The organism is Rossellomorea aquimaris (assembly GCF_003315075.1).
Taxonomy (GTDB): domain Bacteria; phylum Bacillota; class Bacilli; order Bacillales; family Bacillaceae_B; genus Rossellomorea; species Rossellomorea aquimaris_C.
The window spans coordinates 372,873-396,230 of the sequence record NZ_QNRJ01000002.1 but is presented as its reverse complement, the minus strand read 5'-3'; the positions used below and the strand labels follow the sequence as shown (position 1 = coordinate 396,230).

The window sequence follows — 23,358 nt, the reverse complement described above, 5'->3', positions numbered from 1 at the left end:
AGATGGAACATACTCAACAATTTCTTCAATTGCTTCGGCAGATTAGAAAAAAGCTCTGGGTCAATCAATTATGGTATTACAGTCAGCTCCTGCTTCTTTATGCAGGAGTCTTTGCTCTATGCATCGTTTTGACGGCAGCCGTAGTTGTAATCCCATATTGGGAAAGAATCCTACTGGTAGGCTGCGCCTCTGTTTTCATTGGTGTTGCGTTATTGTTTTATCGAAGAAGAGCCACCTTGAAGGACAGTGCCTTAATCTATGATAGGTTCGTGGACGACAATCGTGTAACTGTCGCTTACAGTAGCCTTCACAGTGGCCATGCCCTATCCTCCTTGGTTGTGCATGATGCATTGAAGAAGATGAAAAGGGTTCATCCGGAAGTATTGAAATATGGAAAGAAGAGAATCAGGCCTTCATTCCTGTTATCAAGCGGAATTCTTATCCTTATATCCTCACTGATTTTCACTCAATGGGATGACTCTTTTAAAGAAGCGAAACGGATTGAGAAAGAAAAGGAGATCATTGCAGACTCAAATAAGAGAATAGCAGAACAGGCGAAAAAGAAAGAGAATGCTTCTATAAAAGAAAAGTTGTTGAAAAAAAATGAAGAGCTGAGGGAAGTAAAGGAAGCGACCAAACGATATGATGAAATAATCAAAAAAGTGAAAGAGATCGAGTTTCAGAAGAAATCAATAGAAAAACAGAATAAAAAGCTGCAGGAAGTGAAGAAAAAGATAGCAAACATTAATGTGGAAAACGTAAAAAAAGCACTTCAAGAAAAAAATAGCGATAAACTTCAGCGAGCTTTTAATGAAATGACAAAAGAACAAAAAGACCAGCTTTTAACGGCTTTGAAATCACAGGATATTGCCTCCTTGGAAGAATTATCAGGATTAATGAAAGAACCCGATAGCGTAGAAGAACAATTAGATCAACTTGCTAAACTTCATGATGAACTACAAAATGAAGCCGATCTCTTAAAGAATGCAATCGGACAGAGTGATACAACAGGCTCAGATTCTTTGGCACAGAATTCCGGAAAAGCACCATCTAATCAGGGAAACAATAAGTCACAGGCAAATACTGATCCTTCTTCATCTGCAAATGGAAATCAATCAGGCAACAGTGCTTCAAATTCACCTGGTCAGGGAGGGAATGGAAATAGTGCCGGAAATGGTGCCGGAACTGGAAACGGTTCTTCCCCTGGAGCAGGAAACGGAGCCGGCAAGGGGCAAGGATCAAGAGAGATGCTTTCGGTCCCGGAAAAAATCGAAGGACAGAACCATATTGAACGTGATACGGGCAAATTAGGTGAGGGTGAACGTGGAGAGCGATTTGAGAGCAATGGACCGGTACAAAAGGGAACCCTTCGTCCATATGAAGAAGTGTATCAAGACTATTACTCTTCTTACCGGAAATCGTCAGATCGATCCACGATTCCTAAAGATTTAGAGAATATCGTACAATCCTATTTTAGTGAAATTGATCCAGGGGAGTTGGTAGAGTGAACATAGAAGATAAGGAACAGCCATTTAAGAGAGCTGCGTTGAAGATAACAGAAGTGAAGGAAGAAGTTCAGCGCTTTATCGTAGGGCAGGAGGAAATTGTTGAGGGTGTGCTTTGGTCCATCCTTGCAGGGGGGCATACTCTGTTGGAAGGCTTACCCGGATTAGGGAAAACGATGTTGGTGCGCACCCTTTCGGATGTTATGGACCTTAGCTTTTCACGAATTCAGTTCACCCCGGATCTGATGCCTACAGACATCACGGGAACAATGGTCATGAAACAAAGTCGGGACGATCAACATCCATTTATTTTCCATCAAGGTCCTTTGTTTCATCACTTGGTGTTAGCGGATGAAATCAACCGCTCGACTCCCAAGACGCAAAGTGCCCTGCTTGAGGCAATGGCTGAGAACACGGTCACGGTGGTAGGCGAAACGATGATAGTGGACAAGCCCTTCTTTGTCTTGGCCACACAGAATCCCATTGATCTTGAAGGAACGTATCCTTTACCTGAAGCACAAGTTGATCGGTTCATGTGTAAAATCTTAGTTTCCTATCCTACTAAATCTGAGTTGAAACAAATTATCCAGCGTACAACAGGAACCGATGACATCGTTCTTGAGAAAAAGCTGAATAAAGCTGAATTATTAAATATTCAGGGTCTGGTGAAAGAAATTATGGTTACAGATGAAATGATTGACTTTGCCATTGATCTTATTGATGCAACACACTCGAATAGTGAAAGAACAACGGATAGGATCAAACAATATGTTGAATTTGGAAGTGGACCAAGAGGGCTTCAACATGTCATCCTTATGGCCAAAGCGAGAGCATTGACACAAGGCAGGTACCATGTTTCCATGGGGGACCTGAAAAAGGTGGCTCCTCTCGTATTGCGGCATCGTATGATCCTGAACTTTGAAGGAGAAGCAATGAGTGTTGGAACGGATGAACTCATCCTTGAAATGATCGATTACGTTCAAAAAGGTGATAGTCGGTGAAAACACTTTGGCACAGCCAGTTTCTAGCTCAATTGAAAAGGCACAGGATCACCGGTAAACGATTAAAGAGCGGTCATCATAAAGGCTCCCGTCTCGCGACCAATCATGGGAGTTCCCTGGAATTTTCCGATTATCAAATGTATGAACTTGGGGACGATGTAAGGCAAATCGACTGGAATGTGTATGCCAGAACGGAAAAGGTATATATCAAAAGGTATCTGGATGAAAGAGAAATAAAGGTTCATATTTACCTTGATTGCTCGAACTCCATGTTAATAGAAGATAGAAAATGGAAGCGAGCAAAAGAATTAGCTGGAGCACTTTCATTTTTAGCTCTTTCAAATGATGATCGGCTTTCATTGCATTGCATGGGAGTTCATCACCAAAAGTGCTTTAGGAAAAAAGGGGCACGGGACGCAAGTGCGATTCTCCATGACATTCAAGAGCTTTCCCTTGACTCTTCAGGGGAAAATGGAGTCTCCTTTTTTGAGGAAGTAGGAAAAGGGGTACGAAAAAAAAGCTCTGTTTCCTTTATTCTTTCAGATGGACTCGAATCACTCTCAGTGATAGAGGAAGCACTCAGAAAACTTTCGATTAAAAGAGAAATGGTTTATTTTATTCAACTCCTCGATGAAGAAGAGCTAAAGCCATCCTATCAAGGTGATGTCAAATTATTAGATAGTGAAAAACACCGGGAAACGAATGTTTCATTAAGTCCCAGGATGGTAGAGCTCTATCAGGAGCGATTACTGAACCACAACAAAGAGATTGAAGCATTATGCAAAAAATGGGGGGTTGGCTATATCCAAACAAGTTGCCTGCCACCCTTAAACGAAGTATTCTTTAAGGATTTCAAAGAAAATGGATGGATCCGCTGAGGTGATATGATGGGAATAGGGAATCCAATCTTTTTTTTATTTTCTTTTTTTATAGCCGCTGTTATTTTAATGTATTTCTTTCGAAAACAATACAGAGATCAAGTTGTTCCTTCTAATCTACTATGGGAAGAGGTTATGAAGGAATGGCAAGTTTCTCCATGGTTTCATAGATTACAGAAAAATCTCTTACTTCTTTTACAAGTTCTGATCCTTTTCTGCTTAATGATTGCCCTGGTTAAGCCTTACACATTTAACGAAATGGCCCAAAAGGATCATCTCATTATTTTACTCGACACCTCTGCCTCTATGAACGCAGTGGTGAACAATCGATCTCACTTTGAAGAAGCAAAAGAAGACATTGAATCATTGATTGAAGGATCAGATGGAAAAGTAACCCTATTAGGAGTGGGGAAATCTGTAACCACCATTGTCTCAGAAGAAACAAACGACCGGGTTGTTCTCAATGGTTTAAAGAACCTTCCATTATCTAATGACAACGAAGATATGAAAAAAGCGATTCACCTTGGAGAGGCATTGGCCATTGGGTCGGAATCAATCATACATATCTTCTCGGATTCAATGGAAAAAGAGGATTTTACAGAAGAACCTACCAGTCCTATTCAGGTACATAATCTTTTGACTAATCCTATGAATGTTTCCCTTACAAGTTTCGGGGTTGAACGTCAGGGATCTTCTTATAAAGGAGTCGCTGTGATCGAAAATCAAAGTGATGTATCACGAAGGGGACACCTCTCCATTTACGATGAAAAGAAAGAAATCTTCTCAGTGGAAGTGATATTGGATTCAGGTAAGGAAACCGTTGTTCCATTATCTGATCTTTCCCATAGCCCGATTTATAAGGCGGTCATCGATTTTAATGACGATTACATGGAAGATAATAGTCTTTCAAGTATCCAGGCCGCTTCAAAACCAGCCATTCACGTCGTAGGGGAAATTAACCCTTTCTTATTAAAAGGATTCCAATCGATCGGAGTTGACGTGAAAACCATTGAAGAGGATCAAAAGAAGTCCGGGGATGAAATCATCCTGACCACAAAGGAGAAGTGGCAGCAATTATCCGTCGAGAGCCCTGCCATGATCGTTCCGACTCGGTCAAAAGAGTCCACGCCTTTGAAACAAGGGATTCAAGCATCGAATGAAGATCCCCTTTTAAAACATGTTGACCTGGAAAAAGTGTATGTGGAAAAAGTGAATTCCATCCAAATTAAGAATCTCCAAACAGTTGCCACAGGTGCTTCCATTCCTCTCATACAGAAGGGAGAAGTGAATGGTCAGAAGCTTGTCCTGTTAAATCTGCACCTTAACGAATCAGACTTCCCATTACATCCGGGTTTTCCGATTTTTCTTTATAATTCTTATCAGTTCTTATCAGAAAATCACGGTTTTCTAGGCTATTATCAACCGGGAGAAGAGAGGACATTACCTCTTTCTAGTGATAAATGGGATATATACTCCACTGAAGGTGAGTTTGTAAAAGAATGGAATGGGGAGGGAGTGTTCAAGGCACCTGAAGCACCGGGAGTATATCAGGCTATACGGGGTAGTGAAACGAAATATTTCAGTGTTGTACTTGACGATCGTGAAAAACAATTATCAGAAGGGTCCTCTTTTTCACTTGCACCCACTAAAGAAATGAAAAATGAGGAACCAAAGAGCATTCCCCAAACCCTTTCTGTCTGGTTTCTAATCTTGGCGATTCTATTATTATTCATCGAATGGGAGGTGTACAGACGTGGGAATCGAATTTAAAGAAGTCCTTTGGTTATGGCTAATGATTCCCCTGGGGTTTGTACTCTTCCTATTTGCCAAACAGGGATTGAAGAGGAAGGAAGAACAGTTCGTCCTCCTACTAAGGGGATGTGGGATGGGTCTATTGATCATAGCCCTTGCTAACCCGTTTATAATGTTGCCGGATAAAGGGAGGTCGGTAATCATTCTAGCTGACCGATCTGCATCTGTGGCGGAACAAGAGAATCACATCCTGAATCTGATCAATCAAGCAACCAGTACCACGAGGGAGCATGATGGATACGGAATCGTTGCCTTTGGAGAAAACCCGGAAATTGAACGAACCATTTCACCAGAAAGAAATCACATCGATCAGTTTGCAGGTGAGATCAAAGAGGGGCAAACAAACCTCGAAGAAGGACTGGAATACGCATCGAATCTCCTTACCCGTGGAGGAAGGATCGTCGCCATCACTGACGGGAGGGAAACGACGGGTTCTGGGGGGAATGTCATACCTTTATTAAAGGAAAAAGGGATTGAAGTGGACTGGATTCCCCTTTCATCGGATACAAAAGAAGACGTCGCTGTAACGAATGTTGCGACGCCCTCCATCCAATATGAGGGAGAAGAAACAACCATAAACGTTAATGTGTACAGCACAACAAAAAAAGAGATAGAGATCCGGATTTCCTTAAATGATCGATCAATCATTAAGGAGATTGTACAAGTGCAAGAAGGCAACAATGAATTTCAGTTCAATCACGTCGTAGGTGAATCGGGTTTATTGGAATATAAGGCTGAAGTGTTTACTGCAGGGGATGGAAGCAAAGAAAATAATACCTTATACAATCTCGCCCGTTCAGAAGGTCCAGCCAAAGTTCTCCTGGTGGAAAACCCTTCTGGAGAAAGTCCATTAACGCCCCTACTGAAATCAGCTGGGTTTAGCGTCGATTCATACAAACCTGAGCAGTTACCGGGAAAGCTGACTTCCTATCTGCAATATCAGACGATTCTATTTGATAATGTATCTGCCACAAGCATCCCTGAGGAAAAAATGCTCCTCATGGAAAAAAGCGTCAAAGAATTTGGACGAGGGTTTATCATGTTTGGTGGAAGCGACAGTTTTGCCCTTGGAGGATATTTTAAAACACCGATCGAACGATTGCTGCCCGTCGATATGGATGTGAAAGGGAAAAAGGAGCTTCCATCGCTTGGGCTTGTCATTGTTCTCGATCGATCAGGCAGTATGAATGGTCACAAGATTGCCCTTGCAAAAGAAGCAGCGGCGAGAACCGTCTCTCTTCTAAGAGATAAAGATACGTTGGGAGTCATTGCATTTGACGATCGACCATGGGAAATCGTCGAGACGAAACCACTTTCTGATCGTAAAAAAGCAGAAAAGCAAATACGTTCCATTTCTCCTGGTGGGGGAACAGAAATCTTTTCCTCCTTACAGCAAGCGTATAAAAGTTTAGAAGATCTACCTTTAAAAAGAAAACATATTATTCTTTTAACGGATGGGCAGTCTGCGACGACAGGTAGTTACCAGTCACTTGTAGAAGATGGTCACGGTAAACAAATCACGCTATCCACCGTCTCAATTGGTGAAGGAGCAGATAGAGGTCTGTTAAATGATTTGTCCCAATGGGGAAAAGGTCGATTTTATGATGTGGTCGACGCCAGTGTGATACCGAGTATCTTAACAAGGGAGACTGTCATTACTACAAGGACCTATATTGAAGACAATCCATTTTATCCAGTGATTTCTTCGTCTAAATGGGAATCTTTATTCACCGAGGGCATTCCGCAAATGAATGCCTATATTGCCACAAGTCCTAAAGGTACTGCTCTAGTTGAAATGAAGAGTGAAAAGAATGATCCAATCTTGGCCACTTGGAGATATGGTCTTGGGAGGACATTTGCATTTACTTCTGATACAACTGGAAAATGGACAGGGGATTTCATCAGGTGGAAAGGATGGCCGACGTTCGTTAATCAGCTTGTTACACGATCGTTTCCTGATATTCAATCCAACCCGTACACCATTGATGTGAAGGACGATCCGGGACATACTCAGCTAAAGCTTTCGTCATCTGCGGGGGATGTCCCACAACTTGAGGTAACGGCACTTGATGAAAGTGGAAAAAAGATTCCTGCAACGACAAGAATCAAGGCTCCGGGAGACTATGAAGTCGAATTTGAGAGCCGGTTATCTCCTGGACTATATCATATGAATATCTCCAAGACAGGTGAAGAGGGTGGAAGCTCATTCCAAACAGGCTTTTCGGTTCCATATTCGAAAGAGTACTCCTACAAAGGGGGGACCCGGACACTTGACGAGATAGTAGAAGAAACAGGGGGAAAGAGGTATTCCTCAACTAAAGAAGTCTTTAGAAAGTTTGAAACCAAACCATTCAGAGAACAATCGACTCAATCTCTCTTTATTATGATAGGCATTCTACTCTTCTTTGCTGAAATTGCCATTAGAAGGTTTGGATTAGGCCCGATATTGGGAGTTGTTAATAAGCTTAAAAGAAGAATACCCGCTTCCGTTCCTAAAGAACAAACAAGCTTAGAACAACTTGGCAGAAAAGTGAAACATAACCGCAAGCCGAATGAGTGGGATAAACCTATAAACAACAAGCAGCCTATTCCTGAAGTTTCAGAGAAAAAGGTGCCGGTAAATAAACCCAAGGTTAAAGAGGAGCCTCAAGAAACCAGGGATGATGATCGCCTTCAGCGTCTACTTGAAGCAAAAAGGAGGAGAGACAAATAAAAAAGAGAAGGCTGGCGCCTTCTCTTTACTCTTTCATCAGCCTTCCTTTTTCTCAATGTAAACCTGATGAGGGTAAGGGATTTCAATTCCATTTTGATCAAGAGCTTCTTTTAGAGCTTTACGAAGCTTCCGTTCCACTCCCCATTGCTCCATATTTTTCGTTTTGCACAACACTCTCAGTACTACATCGGAAGCGCCAAGTGTCTGAACACCTAGCACATTTGGTCCATCTACAATATTGTCATCTTCTTGAGCGATCGTATCACAAACCTGCTGAAGTACTACCATCGCTTTATCAATGTCATCGTCATACGAGATCCCGATATCCACAAGTGCTCTCATATTTCCGCGGGAATGATTGCTGACACTCGTAATTTCTCTATTTGGTACAAAATGAAGAGTGCCATCGAACCCACGAATATGAGTCGTTCGTAAACCGACCTCTTCTACAATCCCTGAGAAATTTCCAGTGGAGACGTAATCTCCTACATCCACTTGTTTTTCCAATAGAATAAAGAATCCTGTCACCACATCACTTACTAATCCTTGAGCACCAAAGCCGACTGCAAGTCCAATAATTCCTGCTCCTGCAAGAATCGCCGTCACCTGGATACCGAAGATTTGTAAAATCGTGACAAAGAAAACAAAAATCAGGATGTATCCGATTATATTTTTTGAAAGACTTTGTAATGTTTGGGCGCGACCTTCAGAAACTTCATTTCTCTTTCGGTACTTATCAAAGACTCTCTCAATCACTTTGTTAGCCGCACCTTTCACGATAATGAAAGCGATCCAAATCGCTACTATCTGTAATGCGCCAATTCCGATCGTCACCAATAGACCGCCCCAATTAAAATTGGAAAGTCGGTCACTTAAAGCACTTAGACCAAGTATGTAATTCAATCCAAAACATCCTTCCTTTTAAATAATGACCATTCTAGTATACACAATTCACCATAGGACATGTCAAAGAGTATATCAAAAAGCATATTGTTTTATTCCCCAGTTGAGAAATGGTAAACTTTATGTAGATGTTTATTCGAGGAGAAAAGTGAGTAAACTTCTATATAATAGGGAAAACCAAGTAAGGGATGCAGTCATTAAATTATAATCATTTTAATATTAAATTGATTATAATTTAACATTGACTTAAAAAAACTAATCCTTTATAATGAAAATTGTGATTTTGAAAGGACAGGCTGTCACGTCTTCCTTTCTCAGGTGAAATATTTCATTAAAACTCATTGGAGGGATTCACTCATGGCAGAACGCATGGTAGGCAAACAAGCTCCACGTTTTGAAATGGACGCTGTATTGCCAAACAAAGAATTCGGTAAAGTGTCACTCGAAGAAAATATGAAAAACGGTAAGTGGACAGTATTGTTCTTCTACCCAATGGACTTCACTTTCGTTTGTCCAACTGAAATTACAGCAATGTCAGACCGTTACGATGAGTTCGAAGATTTAGATGCAGAAGTTATCGGTGTTTCTACAGACACTATTCATACACACTTAGCTTGGATCAACACTGACCGTAAAGAAAATGGTCTTGGTGAGTTAAGATACCCATTAGCTGCAGATACAAACCACAGCGTATCCAGCGAATACGGAGTCCTAATTGAAGATGAAGGTATTGCTCTTCGCGGACTATACATCATCAACCCAGAAGGGGAACTTCAATATCAAGTAGTATTCCACAACAATATCGGCCGTGACGTTGAAGAAACTTTACGTGTTCTTCAAGCACTTCAAACCGGTGGACTTTGCCCGGCAAACTGGAAGCCAGGTCAAAAAACTTTATAATTTTCAAATGAATAATGGCCTAACCGTTTGTTAGGCCTTTTTCTTATCATGTTGATTTTTTCAGGAGTAGTACAAATCCATCCTGCGAACAATAGAATTAGGATCGATACAAATTAAGGGAGTGTATAATAATGAAGCTTCGTGAACCGATGCCGGAATTAAACGGTGCTACAGAATGGTTAAATGGAGAAGTGAAAAAGGGAGAGCTGGTAGGAGAAAAGCCGACACTTATTCACTTCTGGTCCATCTCATGTCACATGTGCAAAGAAGCCATGCCACAAGTAAATGAATTTCGCGATCAATACAGCGATAAACTGAATGTTATGGCTGTCCATATGCCACGGTCCGAGGATGATCTGAACCTGGATGAAATAAAGAAGGTAGCAGCTGAGCACGATATCACTCAGCCAATCTTCGTAGACAGTGAGCATAAACTGACAGATGCATTCGAAAATCAGTATGTGCCAGCTTACTATGTATTTGATAAAGACGGGAATCTTCGTCACTTCCAAGCGGGCGGAAGCGGAATGAAAATGCTTGAAAAGCGCGTCAATCGTGTGCTTGATGAAATGGAAAAAAGCGAATAAGTTCAAACGAAATATGTGGGAATAGATCGGTCAAAAGACCGATCTATTTTTTTGGATTCATTTTTACAATTAATATGAATAATAAGACTAGAAGGATAATTCATAAAAAAGTAAAAAATTCTAAAAAAGGGTAGATAAATATTTCGAAAGCCGATATATTTATTAGTACGTTCTTTTTTTATGCAACGTTGAAGGGGGAGAAAATATGGATACTTTTAAAAAATTGAAAGCCTTTTATTGGCCATATAAAAGGCATTTTATCATTTCAATGATTTTCTTGATTTTTGTTACACTAATCACTGTAGTCTATCCAATGATCTTGCAAATCACGATAGATGATGTGATTCTGCAAGGGAACTATCAGTGGATCCCATACTTAGCTTTTGGATTTATCGGCATTATGATCGTGAAAGGCGTTGCCACATTTATTCAACAATACCATGGGGATCTATTCGGGATAACCTCTGTTTATCGAATGAGAAATGAACTGTATGAAAAGCTTCAATTCCTTCCATTCAGTTACTATGATAACGCCAAAACGGGGGATCTGATGTCCCGGTTGACGGCAGATGTAGAAGCATTCCGTTTCTTCTTATCATTTGGTTTTTCCGAACTGCTTCGCTTTTTCCTTTTAGTAACGGTAAGCTTTGGTGTTATGTTCTATTATTCACCTCAGTTGACATTCGTTACCCTAGTATCGTTACCATTTCTGGCAATATCCGTATACAAATTTGATAAAGCGGTACACCCTGCTTTCAGGGGAATCCGTAAATCATTCGGAAAACTGAATACCAATGTTCAAGAAAATATTTCAGGAATCAATACAGTAAAATCATTATCGAGAGAAAATCATCAAATCAACAAATTCAACCAATCAAACGGGGATTACAAAGATAAATACCTTTTCACCTCGGACATATGGGCAAAGTACTTTCCGTTAATGGAGTTTTTGGGAAATGTAAGTGTGGTGACACTTCTCGCATACGGTGGTTATCTGGTGATGAATGGTAATCTTCAACCAGGAGAGCTCGTCGCGTTTTACAGTTTAGTGTGGTACATTATCTGGCCGATCATGAATCTTGGATTTACGATTAACCTTTTTTCCCAATCGAAAGCATCAGGGGAACGCTTGCTCGAAATCCTTGAAGTGGACGAAGAGATAAAAGATCATCAAGGGGTTCTTCACGTCGATCGGATGAATGGTGAAGTAGAGTTCAAGCACGTGTCACTGAATTACACCGTTCATGATGAAGCTGCCCTCGAGGATATTACCTTTAAGGCTGAACCTGGAAAAGTCATCGGTCTGATCGGAGGTACCGGCTCTGGTAAAACGAGTATTACCCAGCTTATCACTCGTTTCTATGAACCTGAAGAGGGAGAAATTCTCATCGATGGACGGGATCTGAAGGACTACTCTTTAAAATCACTTCGAAAAAATATCGGTTTCGTACTTCAGGAATCTTTCTTATTCTCCTCCACCATCAAAGCCAATATATCGTATGGACGACCGGAAGCAACCATGGAAGAAATCATGGAAGCAGCAAAACGGGCACAAGCCCATGATTTCATTTCAGAATTACCCGATGGCTACGACACAAGGCTCGGGGAAAGAGGCTTAGGTCTTTCAGGTGGCCAAAAGCAGCGGATTGCCATTGCCCGTGCGATTTGTACAGATCCATCGATCCTGATTCTTGATGACGCAACAAGCGCCGTAGACATGGAAACTGAATTCAGGATTCAAAGAGCGCTAAAAGAAGTCATGTCGGATCGAACGACCTTTATTATTGCCCATCGTATTTCATCCCTCAAGCATGCAGATGAAATCCTTGTACTGGAAAATGGGAAAATCGTAGAGAGGGGAGTTCATGACTTCCTACTGAAAAATAATGGACCGTATCAACGAATCTATGACATCCAATACAAAGATCAGAAAAAAATATTACAAACTCAGGAAGGGTAGGTGAGAGGGTTTGAGTAAGAAAAACAAAGTGAACAAAAGTGTATTAAGCAGATTCCATTACTCTACAGATCAAGTGATCGATAAACCGTTTAACTGGGAACAACTCTACCGGTTATTAACGTATTTAAAGCCTTATTCTAAAAAACTTCTGCCCTTATCGATCATTACCGTTCTAATCACAACAGCAGTAAGGTTGATCGTACCTATCCTGATTGGGGTATACACATTAGACAAAGCAATCAGGCAGAAGGATTCCAATTTACTTTTTACACTCGTTGGAATTATCGGAGGACTCTATGTATTGAATTACGTTGCAAATGTGCTCAGGATCAGGTGGATGAATCAGCTGGGGCAAGGGGTTATTTATGATTTAAGAAAGCACTTATTCAGCCATGTTCAATGGCTATCCCATCGCTTCTTTGATCAGAGATCAGCCGGTTCTATCCTGGTTCGAATCATGAATGACATAAACTCCCTACAAGAGCTCTTCACAAACGGAGTTATTAATCTATTGATGGATATCATTCTACTCATTGGAATCATCGTCATTCTCTTTACGTTAAGCCCTGAGTTGACACTTGCCGTCATGGTCATTCTGCCAATCATGTTCTTTATCTCCACAAGCTTACGAAAGAACATCCGCAGATCCTGGCAAATGGTGCGTCTCAAGCAATCGAAATTGAACTCCCACCTGAATGAAAGCATCCAGGGGATCCGGGTTACTCAATCATTCACTCAAGAAAAAGAAAATATGGCCTTTTTTGACGGGGTAAACACCGAGAACTTCGATAGCTGGAGAACGGCCACAAAGAAAAATGCCATGTTCCGCCCACTGGTAGAACTGACAAACGCCATCGGGACAGCGGTCCTCATATGGTACGGTGCCCATCTGATCCAAGGCGGCTCACTGGAACTGGGAGAATTCGTTTCATTCGCCTTCTATCTGGGGATGTTCTGGGAACCCATTTCAAGGCTCGGTCAAGTATACAATCAACTACTGATCGGAATGGCTTCATCAGAGCGTATCTTCGAATTCCTTGATGAACAGCCAATTGTAAATGAAAAAACAAATGCGCTGAACCTGACTGACATCAAAGGAAGAATACAGTTTGAGAATGTAGAATTCTCCTATGATGACAAACGAAAAGCACTCCAGAACATCAACCTTGAAATGAAAGCCGGCCAGACCGTCGCCTTAGTCGGTCATACCGGATCTGGTAAAACCACGATCGCCAACCTGATCAGCCGCTTTTACGATCCAACGAAGGGTGAAGTGAAGATTGATGGGGTGAACCTGAGGGATGCATCGGTTTCAAGCTTACGGAGCCAAATCAGCATCGTCCTGCAGGATACCTTCATCTTCTCGGGTACGATCATGGATAACATCCGATTCGGACGCCCTGATGCTACGGACGAAGAAGTAAAGAAAGCCGCCGAAGCGATCGGAGCTAATGAATTTATCGAAAAACTCTCAAATGGTTACGAAACCGAAGTGGAAGAACGAGGCAACGTTTTATCCGTCGGTGAAAGACAATTACTGTCATTCGCTCGAGCACTCTTGGCGAACCCCCGTATCATCATATTGGATGAAGCGACAGCATCAATCGATACAGAAACAGAAGTCAAAATTCAAAACGCATTGAAACAACTGTTGAATGGCCGGACCGCGATCATCATCGCCCACCGCTTATCTACGATCCGTGAATCGGACAATATCTTTGTTCTGGAGAATGGAAGAATCAAAGAATCCGGTAACCACGATGAGCTGATGGAGCAACTGGGTGATTATTATGAGCTGGTTAAATCACAGTTCAGAATGTTGGATGCGATGTGAGTTAGGAGGCCCCCTGCACTGGTGTGTGGGGGGTTCTTTTTTTGTTTTATGGAAGGGAGTGGTGGTGGAATAGGCGTTGTACCCATACCATCTTGAAAAACAAGCCCCTCTCCCCCAAGCAACATCATTGCCACCCACCCCAAAAACCTCTAAAATAAAAGACAAATCGATGTTTGTGAAAAATGTCACAAAATATTCATGTTCAACACATCACAAACTCATTTTCAGGTTTTATAATGAACAATAAGTGATAAACAGTAGAAAAGAGCTGTTTACGATAGTAAGTAGATCAGTAGGGGGAGTATAGAATGGTTTTAGATGGTGTGATTTTGAGCAGAATGCTCACGTCGACAACCCTTGCATTCCATATTATTTTTGCGACGATTGGGGTAGGGGTGCCGATTATGATTTCCATTGCGGAGTTCATGGGAATCAAACGAAATGATCCTCATTACCTTTTGCTTGCCAGAAGATGGGCAAGAGGTTTTACGATTACGGTTGCCGTGGGGGTTGTAACAGGTACAGCCATAGGGTTGCAGCTGTCCTTGTTGTGGCCTTCGTTTATGCAGGTGGCCGGACAGGTAATTGCCCTGCCATTATTTATGGAAACTTTTGCGTTTTTCTTTGAGGCTATCTTTTTAGGAATCTATCTTTATACTTGGGACCGCTTTAAGAATAAGTGGATTCACTGGCTGTTGACGATTCCGGTTATGATTGGTTCTTCGGCTTCAGCGCTGTTTATTACAACGGTGAATGCGTTTATGAACACTCCTCGAGGATTTGAGTTAGAGGATGGAAAAGCGATTAATATCGACCCGATTGCAGCGATGCTGAATCCTGCGACACCTACGAAAGTGTTTCACGTGTTGACGACTGCCTATTTGACGTCGGCTTTAGTGTTGGCGGCGATTACGGCATTCGCGATTCTTCGTAAAAAAGGCGGGGAATATCATAAGAAAGCCCTGCGTTTAACGATGGTTTCTGCTTTGATTTTCGCTTTTGCCACTGCCCTGGCAGGGGACTTATCGGCTAAATTTCTTGCCGAGTATCAGCCCGAAAAGCTTGCAGCAGCGGAATGGCATTTTGAAACGGAAGAGAATGCTGACCTGATCATATTCGGAACGCTGGATGAAAATAATGAAGTCCATAATGAGATCCGCTTACCTGGATTCTTAAGTTTCCTGGCCGGGAGTTCCTTTGAGACAGAGGTTATAGGTTTGAATGAATTTCCTGAAGATGAGCGGCCGCCTTTATGGGTTCACTATATGTTTGACCTGATGGTATCAATTGGGTTCTACAGTATCTTTATTTCTGCAGCATTTGTTTTATTCTGGAAGTGGAAGAAGCGGAATGAATGGAATAAACCGTTACTATGGGGAATTGTAGCGAGTGGACCACTGGCGATGCTCGCGATTGAATTCGGATGGATTTATGCCGAGGTGGGTCGACAGCCGTGGATTATGAGAGGATATATGAAAGTGGCGGATGCGGCAACGAAAGCCGATGGAGTAGGCTTGACGTTTGCATTGTTTGTTGGCCTCTATATCCTTCTGGGTGTGCTATGTGTGGTTGTATTGATTAAAATGTTTAAAGACAAGCCTGCAGAAGCTGAATTAGAACAACGTTTTCCTAAGAAAGCGAGTTAAGCAGATATAAAAGTACTCCTTCTTTTCAGGTGCCTGAGAAGAAGGGGCTTCAAGCTTTAAGGGAGGAATGGGTATGAGTTTGGAAGTTGTGGGGATTACCGTATTGTGGATTTTCCTTTATGGTTACCTGATAGTGGCTTCAATTGATTTTGGAGCCGGCTTCTTCGCCTTTTATGGAAGATTGAAAGGCAAGGAGCATACATTGAACGTGTTGATTAGCAGATACCTTTCTCCGGTATGGGAAGTTACCAACGTCTTTTTTGTCTTCTTCTTTGTGGGTCTTGTCGGATTCTTTCCTGACACAGCCTATTATTATGGAACGGCATTATTACTTCCGGGGAGTATCGCCATCATATTATTAGCCATAAGAGGGAGCTTCTATGCTTTCGGAAATTACGGGTCAAAGGACAATATCGTGTATCTGTTTTTATATGGGGCGACGGGATTATTAATTCCTGCTTCCTTATCAACGGCTTTAACCATTTCAGAAGGTGGATTTCTGGAAGAGCAGGGGGATAAGGTGATCTTCCTCGCCAAGGAGCTCTTTACCAGTCCCTATTCATGGAGTGTAGTGACCCTCTCCATTGTGTCGGTGTTATTTATCAGTGCGACATTTCTAACCTATTATGCAAACCGTGCTGGAGATATGGATTCCAGGGAGGAATTAAGAACGTTTTCCCTGTTTTGGAGTGCACCTACGATTCTCGCAAGTTTATTAGTATTTGTATCGTTGAGAGAGCATAATGCAGAGCATTTTGCGAAGGCGATTGATATTTGGTGGATGTTTGGGTTGTCACTTCTTTGCTTCTTTGGTGCATCGCTAATGATATACATGCGTAAGAAATTTGGAACGGCATTTATATTGGTTATGCTGCAATTCTTCTTTGCCTTCTTTGGCTATGGTGCATCGCATTTACCTTATATTCTTAAACCGTTTATTACGATAGAAACAAGTGTGACGAATCCAACGATGGGAATGGCCCTGGTCATCGTCTTCGTAGCAGGGTTGCTATTATTGATTCCTTCTCTATATCTGTTAATGAGGCTGTTTTTATTTGATGCAGATTATATTAAAGGCAAGAAGTGATCGATCTACAAATGCCATCTAAATTTAATACGGAGTACAATAGGGAGAATTTTCATTTTCTCCTTTTTTTTATGCTAAAATAAAGGATATAGAGAGTGCGGGGGGATGTATGGTGAAAAAAGAGTTTGTGGTTGTTGGTTTAGGACGATTTGGAGGCAGTATTGTCCGTTCATTATCAGATCAAGGCATGGAGGTTATGGCGATTGATCAGGATGAAGATAAAGTAAATGAATTCTCTTCCATTGCTTCTCATGCGGTAGTGGCAGATGCAACGGATGAATCCGTCTTAAAAAGCCTGGGAATCAGAAATTTTGATCACGTCATCGTGGCTATTGGAGACGATATCCAATCCAGTATCCTAACCACCTTGATGATGAAGGAAATCGGTGTGAAAAAAATTACCGTCAAGGCTCAAAATGATTATCATGAAAAAGTATTGCGGAAAATAGGTGCGAACCAAGTCGTTCATCCGGAACGCGATATGGGAAGAAGGATTGCTCATAACATCGTTTCGAATAATGTATTGGATTACCTGGAACTGTCGGATGAACACTCCATCGTAGAGATTGTGGCGAATGAACATTTGAGTGGGAATTCATTAATTGATTTGGATATCCGTGCTCAATTCGGAATCAATATCGTGGCGATAAAGAGACAAAAGGATATTATTGTGTCTCCACAAGCCGATGAACAAATTCGTGAAGGGGATATCCTGATTGTAATCGGTGCAGATACGGATATTAACCGTTTTGAAAAGAAGGTTTTATAATCATAAAGAAGAGGCTGACCTTAATATTAAGGTCAGCCTCTTTTTTGATAGATCAGACTTCCATGATGATTGGTAAAATCATAGGACGTCGTTTTGTTTTTTCATATAAGAATGGAGCCAGTGTATCTGTGATTTCATTTTTGATTTCTGACCATTGAGAAGTTCTTCTCTCAAGAACTTTGTTCAGATGTTTAGAAATAAGCGTTTGGGCTTCATTGATAAGGTCACCTGATTCACGCATGTACACAAATCCTCTTGAAATCAGATCCGGGCCGGAAGCAATCTTGAAATCTTTCATGTCGATGCTTACAACAACGATGACTAAGCCTTCTTCTGAAAGGATACGGCGATCGCGAAGTACGATATTACCGATATCACCTATACCGCTTCCGTCGATATAGACGTTTCCAGAAGGGATTTTCCCAGCTACTTGTGCGGAGTCATTGCTTAATGCAAGAACTTCACCATTGTCCATTATGAAGCAGTTTTCAGACTGTACTCCACAATCTACACCAAGCTGAGCGTGCATCTTCTGCATGCGGAATTCACCATGAATCGGCATAAAGAAGGTTGGATTCATCAGGCGGAGCATTAACTTCATTTCTTGTTGTCCACCATGACCAGATGTATGGATATCACTTAATGGTCCATGAATGACTTCTGCTCCAGCACGATATAACAGGTTGATTGTGCGGTTTACACTGATCGTATTTCCAGGAATCGGTGAAGAAGAGAATACAACGGTGTCCCCGGGCTGGATCTGAATCTGACGGTGAGTACCGTTTGCGATTCTTGATAATGCAGCCATTGGTTCACCTTGGGAACCTGTACATAATATCGCGACTTCATTCGCAGGTAATCGATTTATTTGGTTATGTTCAATGAATGTATCTTTAGGGGCGTTAATGTACCCTAATTCTTGACCGATCGTAATGGCCGCTTCCATGCTTCTTCCGAAAACAGCGACTTTTCTATTATGAAAGACAGCTGCTTCCACCACTTGTTGAAGGCGGTGAATATTAGAAGCGAATGTAGCGAATATTACACGGCCGTCCACTTTGCGGAAGATGTCATTGATGCTTTCTCCGACTTTACGTTCCGACATTGTGAAGTTTGGAACTTCAGCGTTCGTACTATCAGATAGAAGACAAAGTACGCCTTCTTTTCCGATTTCAGCCATTTTGGTTAAGTTCGCGGGCTCACCAACCGGCGTGAAATCAAATTTAAAGTCACCTGTGTGTACAACATTACCAGGTGGTGTTTTCACAACAATTCCGTATGAATCCGGAATACTGTGAGTCGTTCTGAAGAAGGTTACGGACGTCTTGCGGAATTTAATGATGTCATCTTCTTGAATGACATTTAGTTTCGCATTTCTTAATAGACCGTGCTCTTCAAGCTTGTTTTTAATAAGTCCCAGTGCGAGCTTCCCGCCGTATATCGGGATGTTTAATTCGCGCAGTAAATACGGGATTCCACCAATATGGTCTTCGTGTCCGTGTGTCACGAAAAGGCCTTTGATTTTATCCGCATTCTTCACCAGATACGTATAGTCCGGGATTACGTAATCGATACCGAGAAGTTCATCTTCAGGGAACTTGATTCCCGCATCGATCAGGATGATTTCGTCTTGAAATTGTACGCCGTATGTGTTCTTACCGATTTCACCTAAACCGCCAAGGGCAAATACTGCGGTTTGGTCATTCTTGACAAATTTCATGGATTATTGCTCCAACTCGAAAGAATGATGGTTTTCTTCATACTCTAAAAAAGCGCCCTCTAGCTTTTGTACGAATTCAATGTTATACGGTTTGTCTTTTAAATTCAGACGTACTTCACGTTCTGAATCTGCTTCCATGTAAAGAGATTGAGTGCATTCGCGAACAGGCACTTCTGCTTTACTTTCTTGATAAAATACTTTAAAAATCATGTCTTTTCTCTCTCCTTATCCGTTTTCAAAAAATCTAACTTTCATCTATGATAAAAAAGTTATCAACTAACATAAGCGGCGTCTAGGCACCTCTAGGCATAATACCAGTCTCCGCTAGAGGGATATGGCATGACGAATAGGGCTTGACGCTGGAGCTGGACATTAGAGGGCTAGCTTCCCTGCTAATAGGTATGGATATACCATTATGGTCTGAACAGTTACTATGTTCATATATGGCTCTTTTACGCCCTGTGGTAAAAAAACGATTGATCCATGAATCATTTCCTTAACACAGGGCGACCTTTCGATATGAATGAAAGGCGAGTGGAATGTATCCTTCACGAGAGTTCACCATAGCCTACGGTCCTCACTCTAACTCTTTTAAATGACCCTATCATTTAAGTAGGGATGAATCAACTTGTTTATGTATGCTATAAATTATAAAGGATTCTCTCGTGTAAATAAAGTTTTTGCGAGAATCCTTCATTAAAACATTACAAAAATAGAGAAGAGGGACTGAACCAATGGAGACGAAAAAGCTCACTAGTGGCATCAGTCCCTTATTAATTGTGTAAACGTATGAAAGTATAGCCGAATTGCATGTATTTTAGTAGTGTGACTGCTTACGTTCGTCCGGCAGCATGAAATACTATGCAATCGTTTTTTTTCTAAGCAATTCTTTCCACTGTTTTAAAAGCTTCTTTCTGAGCTTTTTTAACATGGTGGATCACTCCTTATCAATAGTTTACCGAGATTTTCCTTTGAAGTAAAGGAAAGATAATACCGAAGTCTCTGTTGTCTTACTTATATTGTACGGAATTTATTGAATCTCTTACATGGTTAAGTTTGGTAAAAGGAAGCGTCTATGCTCATTCATTGACATTTATGCCACAAAGGATTACCTTAAACAACGGGTAAAACAGATGATCGATTACGTATGAAAAGGAGATCAGATATGTCTAAAATAGTTTTCTTCGATATAGATGGTACACTGCTTGACCACGATAAGAAGCTGCCTCAAGCAACGAAAGAAGCCATCCAAACCTTACAATCCAACGGTACTTATGTAGCCATTGCAACTGGCAGGGCTCCATTCATGTACGAGAGCCTGAGAGAAGAATTAGGAATCGAGTCCTTTGTTTCCTTTAATGGGCAGTATGTGGTTTTTGAAAATGAGGTAATCTACACAAACCCTTTAAAAATCGAAAAGTTAGAAGAGTTACTAAAGGATGCGTATACAAATGAGCATCCGGTGGTTCACTTAAATCATCAAACGATGAAGTCAAACCTGAAACATCATAAATATATAGAAGAGAGTATGGGAAGTTTGAAATTTCCCCATCCCGATTATGCTCCGGATTTTTATAAGGATAGAGATATTTATCAATCATTGTTATTTTGTACAAAGGAAGATGAGAGCTTTTACCGGGAGAAATACAATGACTTCACGTTCATACGCTGGCATCAATTTTCCATGGATATCCTGCCAAAAGGTGGTTCGAAAGCGGAAGGCATCAAAAAGATGATCGCGAAGCTCGGTTTTGAAATGGAAGATGTATATGCGTTTGGAGACGGATTAAATGATATTGAAATGATTCAATCCGTCGGTACCGGTGTTGCTATGGGGAATGCTGTGCAAGAAGTACAAAAACATGCAAATTTGATTACGAAACACGTCGATGACGATGGGATATATCATGGTTTGAAGGAACTTGAATTAATATAATGAACAACAAAAAAGACTTCTTCTGATTACGGGAAGAAGTCTTTTTATATTATCTTTCTATGGCAATCGCATCCGGGATCGGCTCGAAAGGATTATTCGGATTGATATGGTCGTAGAACATGATCCCATTCAAATGATCGATTTCGTGTTGGAACACGATGGAAGGGAGTCCCTTTAAACGCAGCTTCACTTCGTTTCCATCAACATCCCACCCTCTAACCGTCACTCTGGCATAACGGGGAACAAATCCGGGGACATTTCTGTCTACCGACAAGCATCCTTCACCTGATGTTAAATAAGCTTTCTCGATTGAGTGACTGATAATCTTCGGGTTAAATAAAGCATAGCTGTATAGTTTACCTTGATTGTCTGTCACATTCACAGCTAACATCCGCTTAGAAATATTGATTTGAGGTGCAGCAAGACCAATCCCGGGTCTAAGCCCATACTTATTTGCCGTTTCAGGATTTTGGCTGTTTACTACATACTCTAACAAGCTTCTTAATGTTTCCTGATCTTCTTGTGATGGTGGGATAGCCACTTCCTTTGCCACCATTGTTAATGTAGGGTGACCTTCACGGATGATGTCATTCATCGTAATCATTGTTTTTCCTCCTCGGGTACGGCAGAGATATGAATCAAAAGGCGTAACTTGTCTTTAAAGAATACTTACAGACAGGGCCGGATGATCAATCACTCCTCTACTTTATTCATTAAAATTATCTATTATGTATGATAATAGTCTATCATTTTACTCCGGAAAAGTTAATGAATGAGATTTATTATAAGGTGGAATACTCACCGGGTAAATGACATATTCATTTTTATAGGAAGAATAGTCTAATCGACATTTTTTTCCACAGTTGTAAATCCCTATTGTCAAATGTTGTAGACATAGATATAGTAGAAGGTGGTAAATAGTTAAGGGGGATCTAGTTGTGTCGAAATTTCGTTTTGCTTTCATTTTAGGAGCCGCTATCTTTGTACTAATGGGCTGTGTCGGTGGTTCTTCACCCGAAGAAAAGATGTATAATGTTCTTGAAGAAACAGTATCTAAAGAAGGTCAGTATGTTGAAGTTCAAAAACCTCTTCAAGAATTAGAAGAAAAAGAAAAAGAGATTTATACTAAGATTATGGATCTTGGGATGAAAGAGTTTGACCAAATTGTAAAGCTTTCCGATGAAGCTCTGGACAACATCAAAAAAAGAAAAGAATTCATCGATCAAGAACGTACGTCCATGAGTGAAGCAGAGGAAGAGTTTGCGAAAGCAGACGAATATGTTGATAAGTTAGAAAGCCAAGAGCTTAAAAAGGAAGCAGAAAAGCTGAAAAAAACGATGGAAGAGCGTTATCAGCTTCATGAAAAGCTAACATCTTCTTATCTGGAGGTGCTGTCTCTGGATAAAGAACTTTATAATATGTTCAAAAAGAAAGAACTTACAATGGAAGAGCTTGAGAAACAAATTTCCTCTATTAATGACCAATATGAAAAAATAGTGAATTATAATGAGGAATATAATAAAAAGACAGAAGAATTCAATAATCTTAAACAAAAATTTTATTCAAGCGCCGGGCTTGATGTGAAAGATTCAGAATAAAGGATGATAAAAAGTGATGGACGAGGAAGTTTTCCTCGTCCATCACTTTTTTTGTCTTTTGACCTACCATATTGATCTTCATTCCTAATAGTTCACAAGATCATCATGTAATATAGGAGATCAGGAGCATCCTTACTCTATAACAGATGAAGTTGTCTCAGGTGTTTATATATAACAGAGTTTGAATGAGTATTGATACAGTTTTGAAAAGAATTGGCAGGAAAAAATTCCGGGGTCAATCGGAAACAGGAATTTATAATACTTTGTCGTTGACTTCCTGAATTTCTATATTGTAAACTAGTAAAGGTATTCATGGATTGTATTAGTCATTGTGAAATTATGACTGATACAGATAAGCTCGAATGTAATTTCGGGTTTTCTTTCTTGGTATTTGTGGAAAACTAGTAATAGTGTGTATCCACAAGTATTGTAGTAGGTCATACTGAATTTGGGTAATCTAAACTTTGTATGTAAAAAACCAAAATAAATGTATAAAGAAAGGATAGGTG

At 40.8% G+C, this 23,358-nt stretch carries 18 protein-coding genes; 14 read left to right on the top strand and 4 right to left on the bottom strand.

Annotated features, from left to right (window positions below; all coding sequences use genetic code 11):
• The first annotated feature begins 2 nt into the window (after positions 1-2).
• From DET59_RS04410 to DET59_RS04390, 5 genes are read left to right on the top strand one after another with little or no spacing between them, the layout of a single operon-like run.
• A complete protein-coding gene (locus DET59_RS04410; protein ID WP_113968388.1) occupies positions 3-1,508 on the top strand; it encodes a hypothetical protein in 1,506 nt (501 codons plus the stop codon).
• A complete protein-coding gene (locus DET59_RS04405; protein WP_113968387.1) occupies positions 1,505-2,506 on the top strand; it encodes an AAA family ATPase in 1,002 nt (333 codons plus the stop codon). The genes DET59_RS04410 and DET59_RS04405 overlap by 4 nt, the downstream gene beginning before the upstream one ends.
• Positions 2,503-3,384, top strand: a complete 882-nt coding sequence (locus tag DET59_RS04400; RefSeq protein WP_113968386.1) for a DUF58 domain-containing protein — start codon at positions 2,503-2,505, stop codon at positions 3,382-3,384. The genes DET59_RS04405 and DET59_RS04400 overlap by 4 nt, the downstream gene beginning before the upstream one ends.
• 6 nt (positions 3,385-3,390) lie before the next feature.
• Positions 3,391-5,154, top strand: a complete 1,764-nt coding sequence (locus tag DET59_RS04395; protein WP_113968385.1) for a vWA domain-containing protein — start codon at positions 3,391-3,393, stop codon at positions 5,152-5,154.
• The gene (locus DET59_RS04390) at positions 5,138-7,909 is read left to right on the top strand and encodes a VWA domain-containing protein (RefSeq protein WP_113968384.1); all 2,772 of its coding nucleotides are present in this window, start codon (positions 5,138-5,140) and stop codon (positions 7,907-7,909) included. Before DET59_RS04395 ends, DET59_RS04390 begins: the two co-directional genes overlap by 17 nt.
• Before the next feature lie 36 nt (positions 7,910-7,945).
• On the opposite strand, the gene DET59_RS04385 is transcribed toward DET59_RS04390, so the two are convergent.
• The gene (locus tag DET59_RS04385) at positions 7,946-8,812 is read right to left on the bottom strand and encodes a mechanosensitive ion channel family protein (RefSeq protein ID WP_113968383.1); all 867 of its coding nucleotides are present in this window, start codon (positions 8,810-8,812) and stop codon (positions 7,946-7,948) included.
• A 357-nt stretch (positions 8,813-9,169) separates the two neighbouring features.
• Here DET59_RS04385 and DET59_RS04380 point away from each other — a divergent pair, with 357 nt between their 5' ends.
• From DET59_RS04380 to DET59_RS04350, 7 genes are all read left to right on the top strand, one after another.
• Complete coding sequence (locus DET59_RS04380) at positions 9,170-9,712, top strand: peroxiredoxin (protein ID WP_113968382.1); 543 nt, start codon at positions 9,170-9,172, stop codon at positions 9,710-9,712.
• A gap of 131 nt (positions 9,713-9,843) precedes the next feature.
• On the top strand, positions 9,844-10,299 hold the full coding sequence (locus DET59_RS04375; RefSeq protein ID WP_113968381.1) for a TlpA family protein disulfide reductase: 456 nt from the start codon (positions 9,844-9,846) through the stop codon (positions 10,297-10,299).
• A 205-nt stretch (positions 10,300-10,504) separates the two neighbouring features.
• Positions 10,505-12,259 carry an ABC transporter ATP-binding protein gene (locus DET59_RS04370; RefSeq protein ID WP_113968380.1) on the top strand — a complete coding sequence of 585 codons (1,755 nt, stop codon included), beginning with the start codon at positions 10,505-10,507 and terminating at the stop codon, positions 12,257-12,259.
• A gap of 10 nt (positions 12,260-12,269) precedes the next feature.
• A complete protein-coding gene (locus DET59_RS04365) occupies positions 12,270-14,093 on the top strand; it encodes an ABC transporter ATP-binding protein (RefSeq protein ID WP_113968379.1) in 1,824 nt (607 codons plus the stop codon).
• Positions 14,094-14,401: 308 nt separating this feature from the next.
• The gene (locus DET59_RS04360; RefSeq protein WP_113968378.1) at positions 14,402-15,739 is read left to right on the top strand and encodes a cytochrome ubiquinol oxidase subunit I; all 1,338 of its coding nucleotides are present in this window, start codon (positions 14,402-14,404) and stop codon (positions 15,737-15,739) included.
• 73 nt (positions 15,740-15,812) lie between these two features.
• On the top strand, positions 15,813-16,826 hold the full coding sequence (locus DET59_RS04355) for a cytochrome d ubiquinol oxidase subunit II (RefSeq protein WP_113968377.1): 1,014 nt from the start codon (positions 15,813-15,815) through the stop codon (positions 16,824-16,826).
• A gap of 112 nt (positions 16,827-16,938) precedes the next feature.
• Entirely contained in the window at positions 16,939-17,595 is a 657-nt protein-coding gene (locus DET59_RS04350; protein WP_113968471.1) for a potassium channel family protein, read from the top strand.
• A gap of 52 nt (positions 17,596-17,647) precedes the next feature.
• On the opposite strand, the gene rnjA is transcribed toward DET59_RS04350, so the two are convergent.
• Together rnjA and DET59_RS04340 are read right to left on the bottom strand one after the other, a co-directional pair.
• On the bottom strand, positions 17,648-19,315 hold the full coding sequence (rnjA, locus tag DET59_RS04345; RefSeq protein ID WP_113968376.1) for a ribonuclease J1: 1,668 nt from the start codon (positions 19,313-19,315) through the stop codon (positions 17,648-17,650).
• A gap of 3 nt (positions 19,316-19,318) precedes the next feature.
• On the bottom strand, positions 19,319-19,525 hold the full coding sequence (locus DET59_RS04340; RefSeq protein ID WP_113968375.1) for a DNA-dependent RNA polymerase subunit epsilon: 207 nt from the start codon (positions 19,523-19,525) through the stop codon (positions 19,319-19,321).
• A 955-nt stretch (positions 19,526-20,480) separates the two neighbouring features.
• On the opposite strand from DET59_RS04340, the gene DET59_RS04335 reads away from it, so the two are divergent.
• Positions 20,481-21,251, top strand: coding sequence for a Cof-type HAD-IIB family hydrolase (locus DET59_RS04335; protein ID WP_113968374.1), 771 nt, complete (start codon positions 20,481-20,483; stop codon positions 21,249-21,251).
• A 49-nt stretch (positions 21,252-21,300) separates the two neighbouring features.
• On the opposite strand, the gene def is transcribed toward DET59_RS04335, so the two are convergent.
• Positions 21,301-21,855, bottom strand: a complete 555-nt coding sequence (gene def, locus DET59_RS04330; RefSeq protein WP_113968373.1) for a peptide deformylase — start codon at positions 21,853-21,855, stop codon at positions 21,301-21,303.
• 334 nt (positions 21,856-22,189) lie between these two features.
• Here def and DET59_RS04325 point away from each other — a divergent pair, with 334 nt between their 5' ends.
• Entirely contained in the window at positions 22,190-22,849 is a 660-nt protein-coding gene (locus DET59_RS04325; protein ID WP_113968372.1) for a YkyA family protein, read from the top strand.
• The last annotated feature ends 509 nt before the right edge of the window (positions 22,850-23,358 follow it).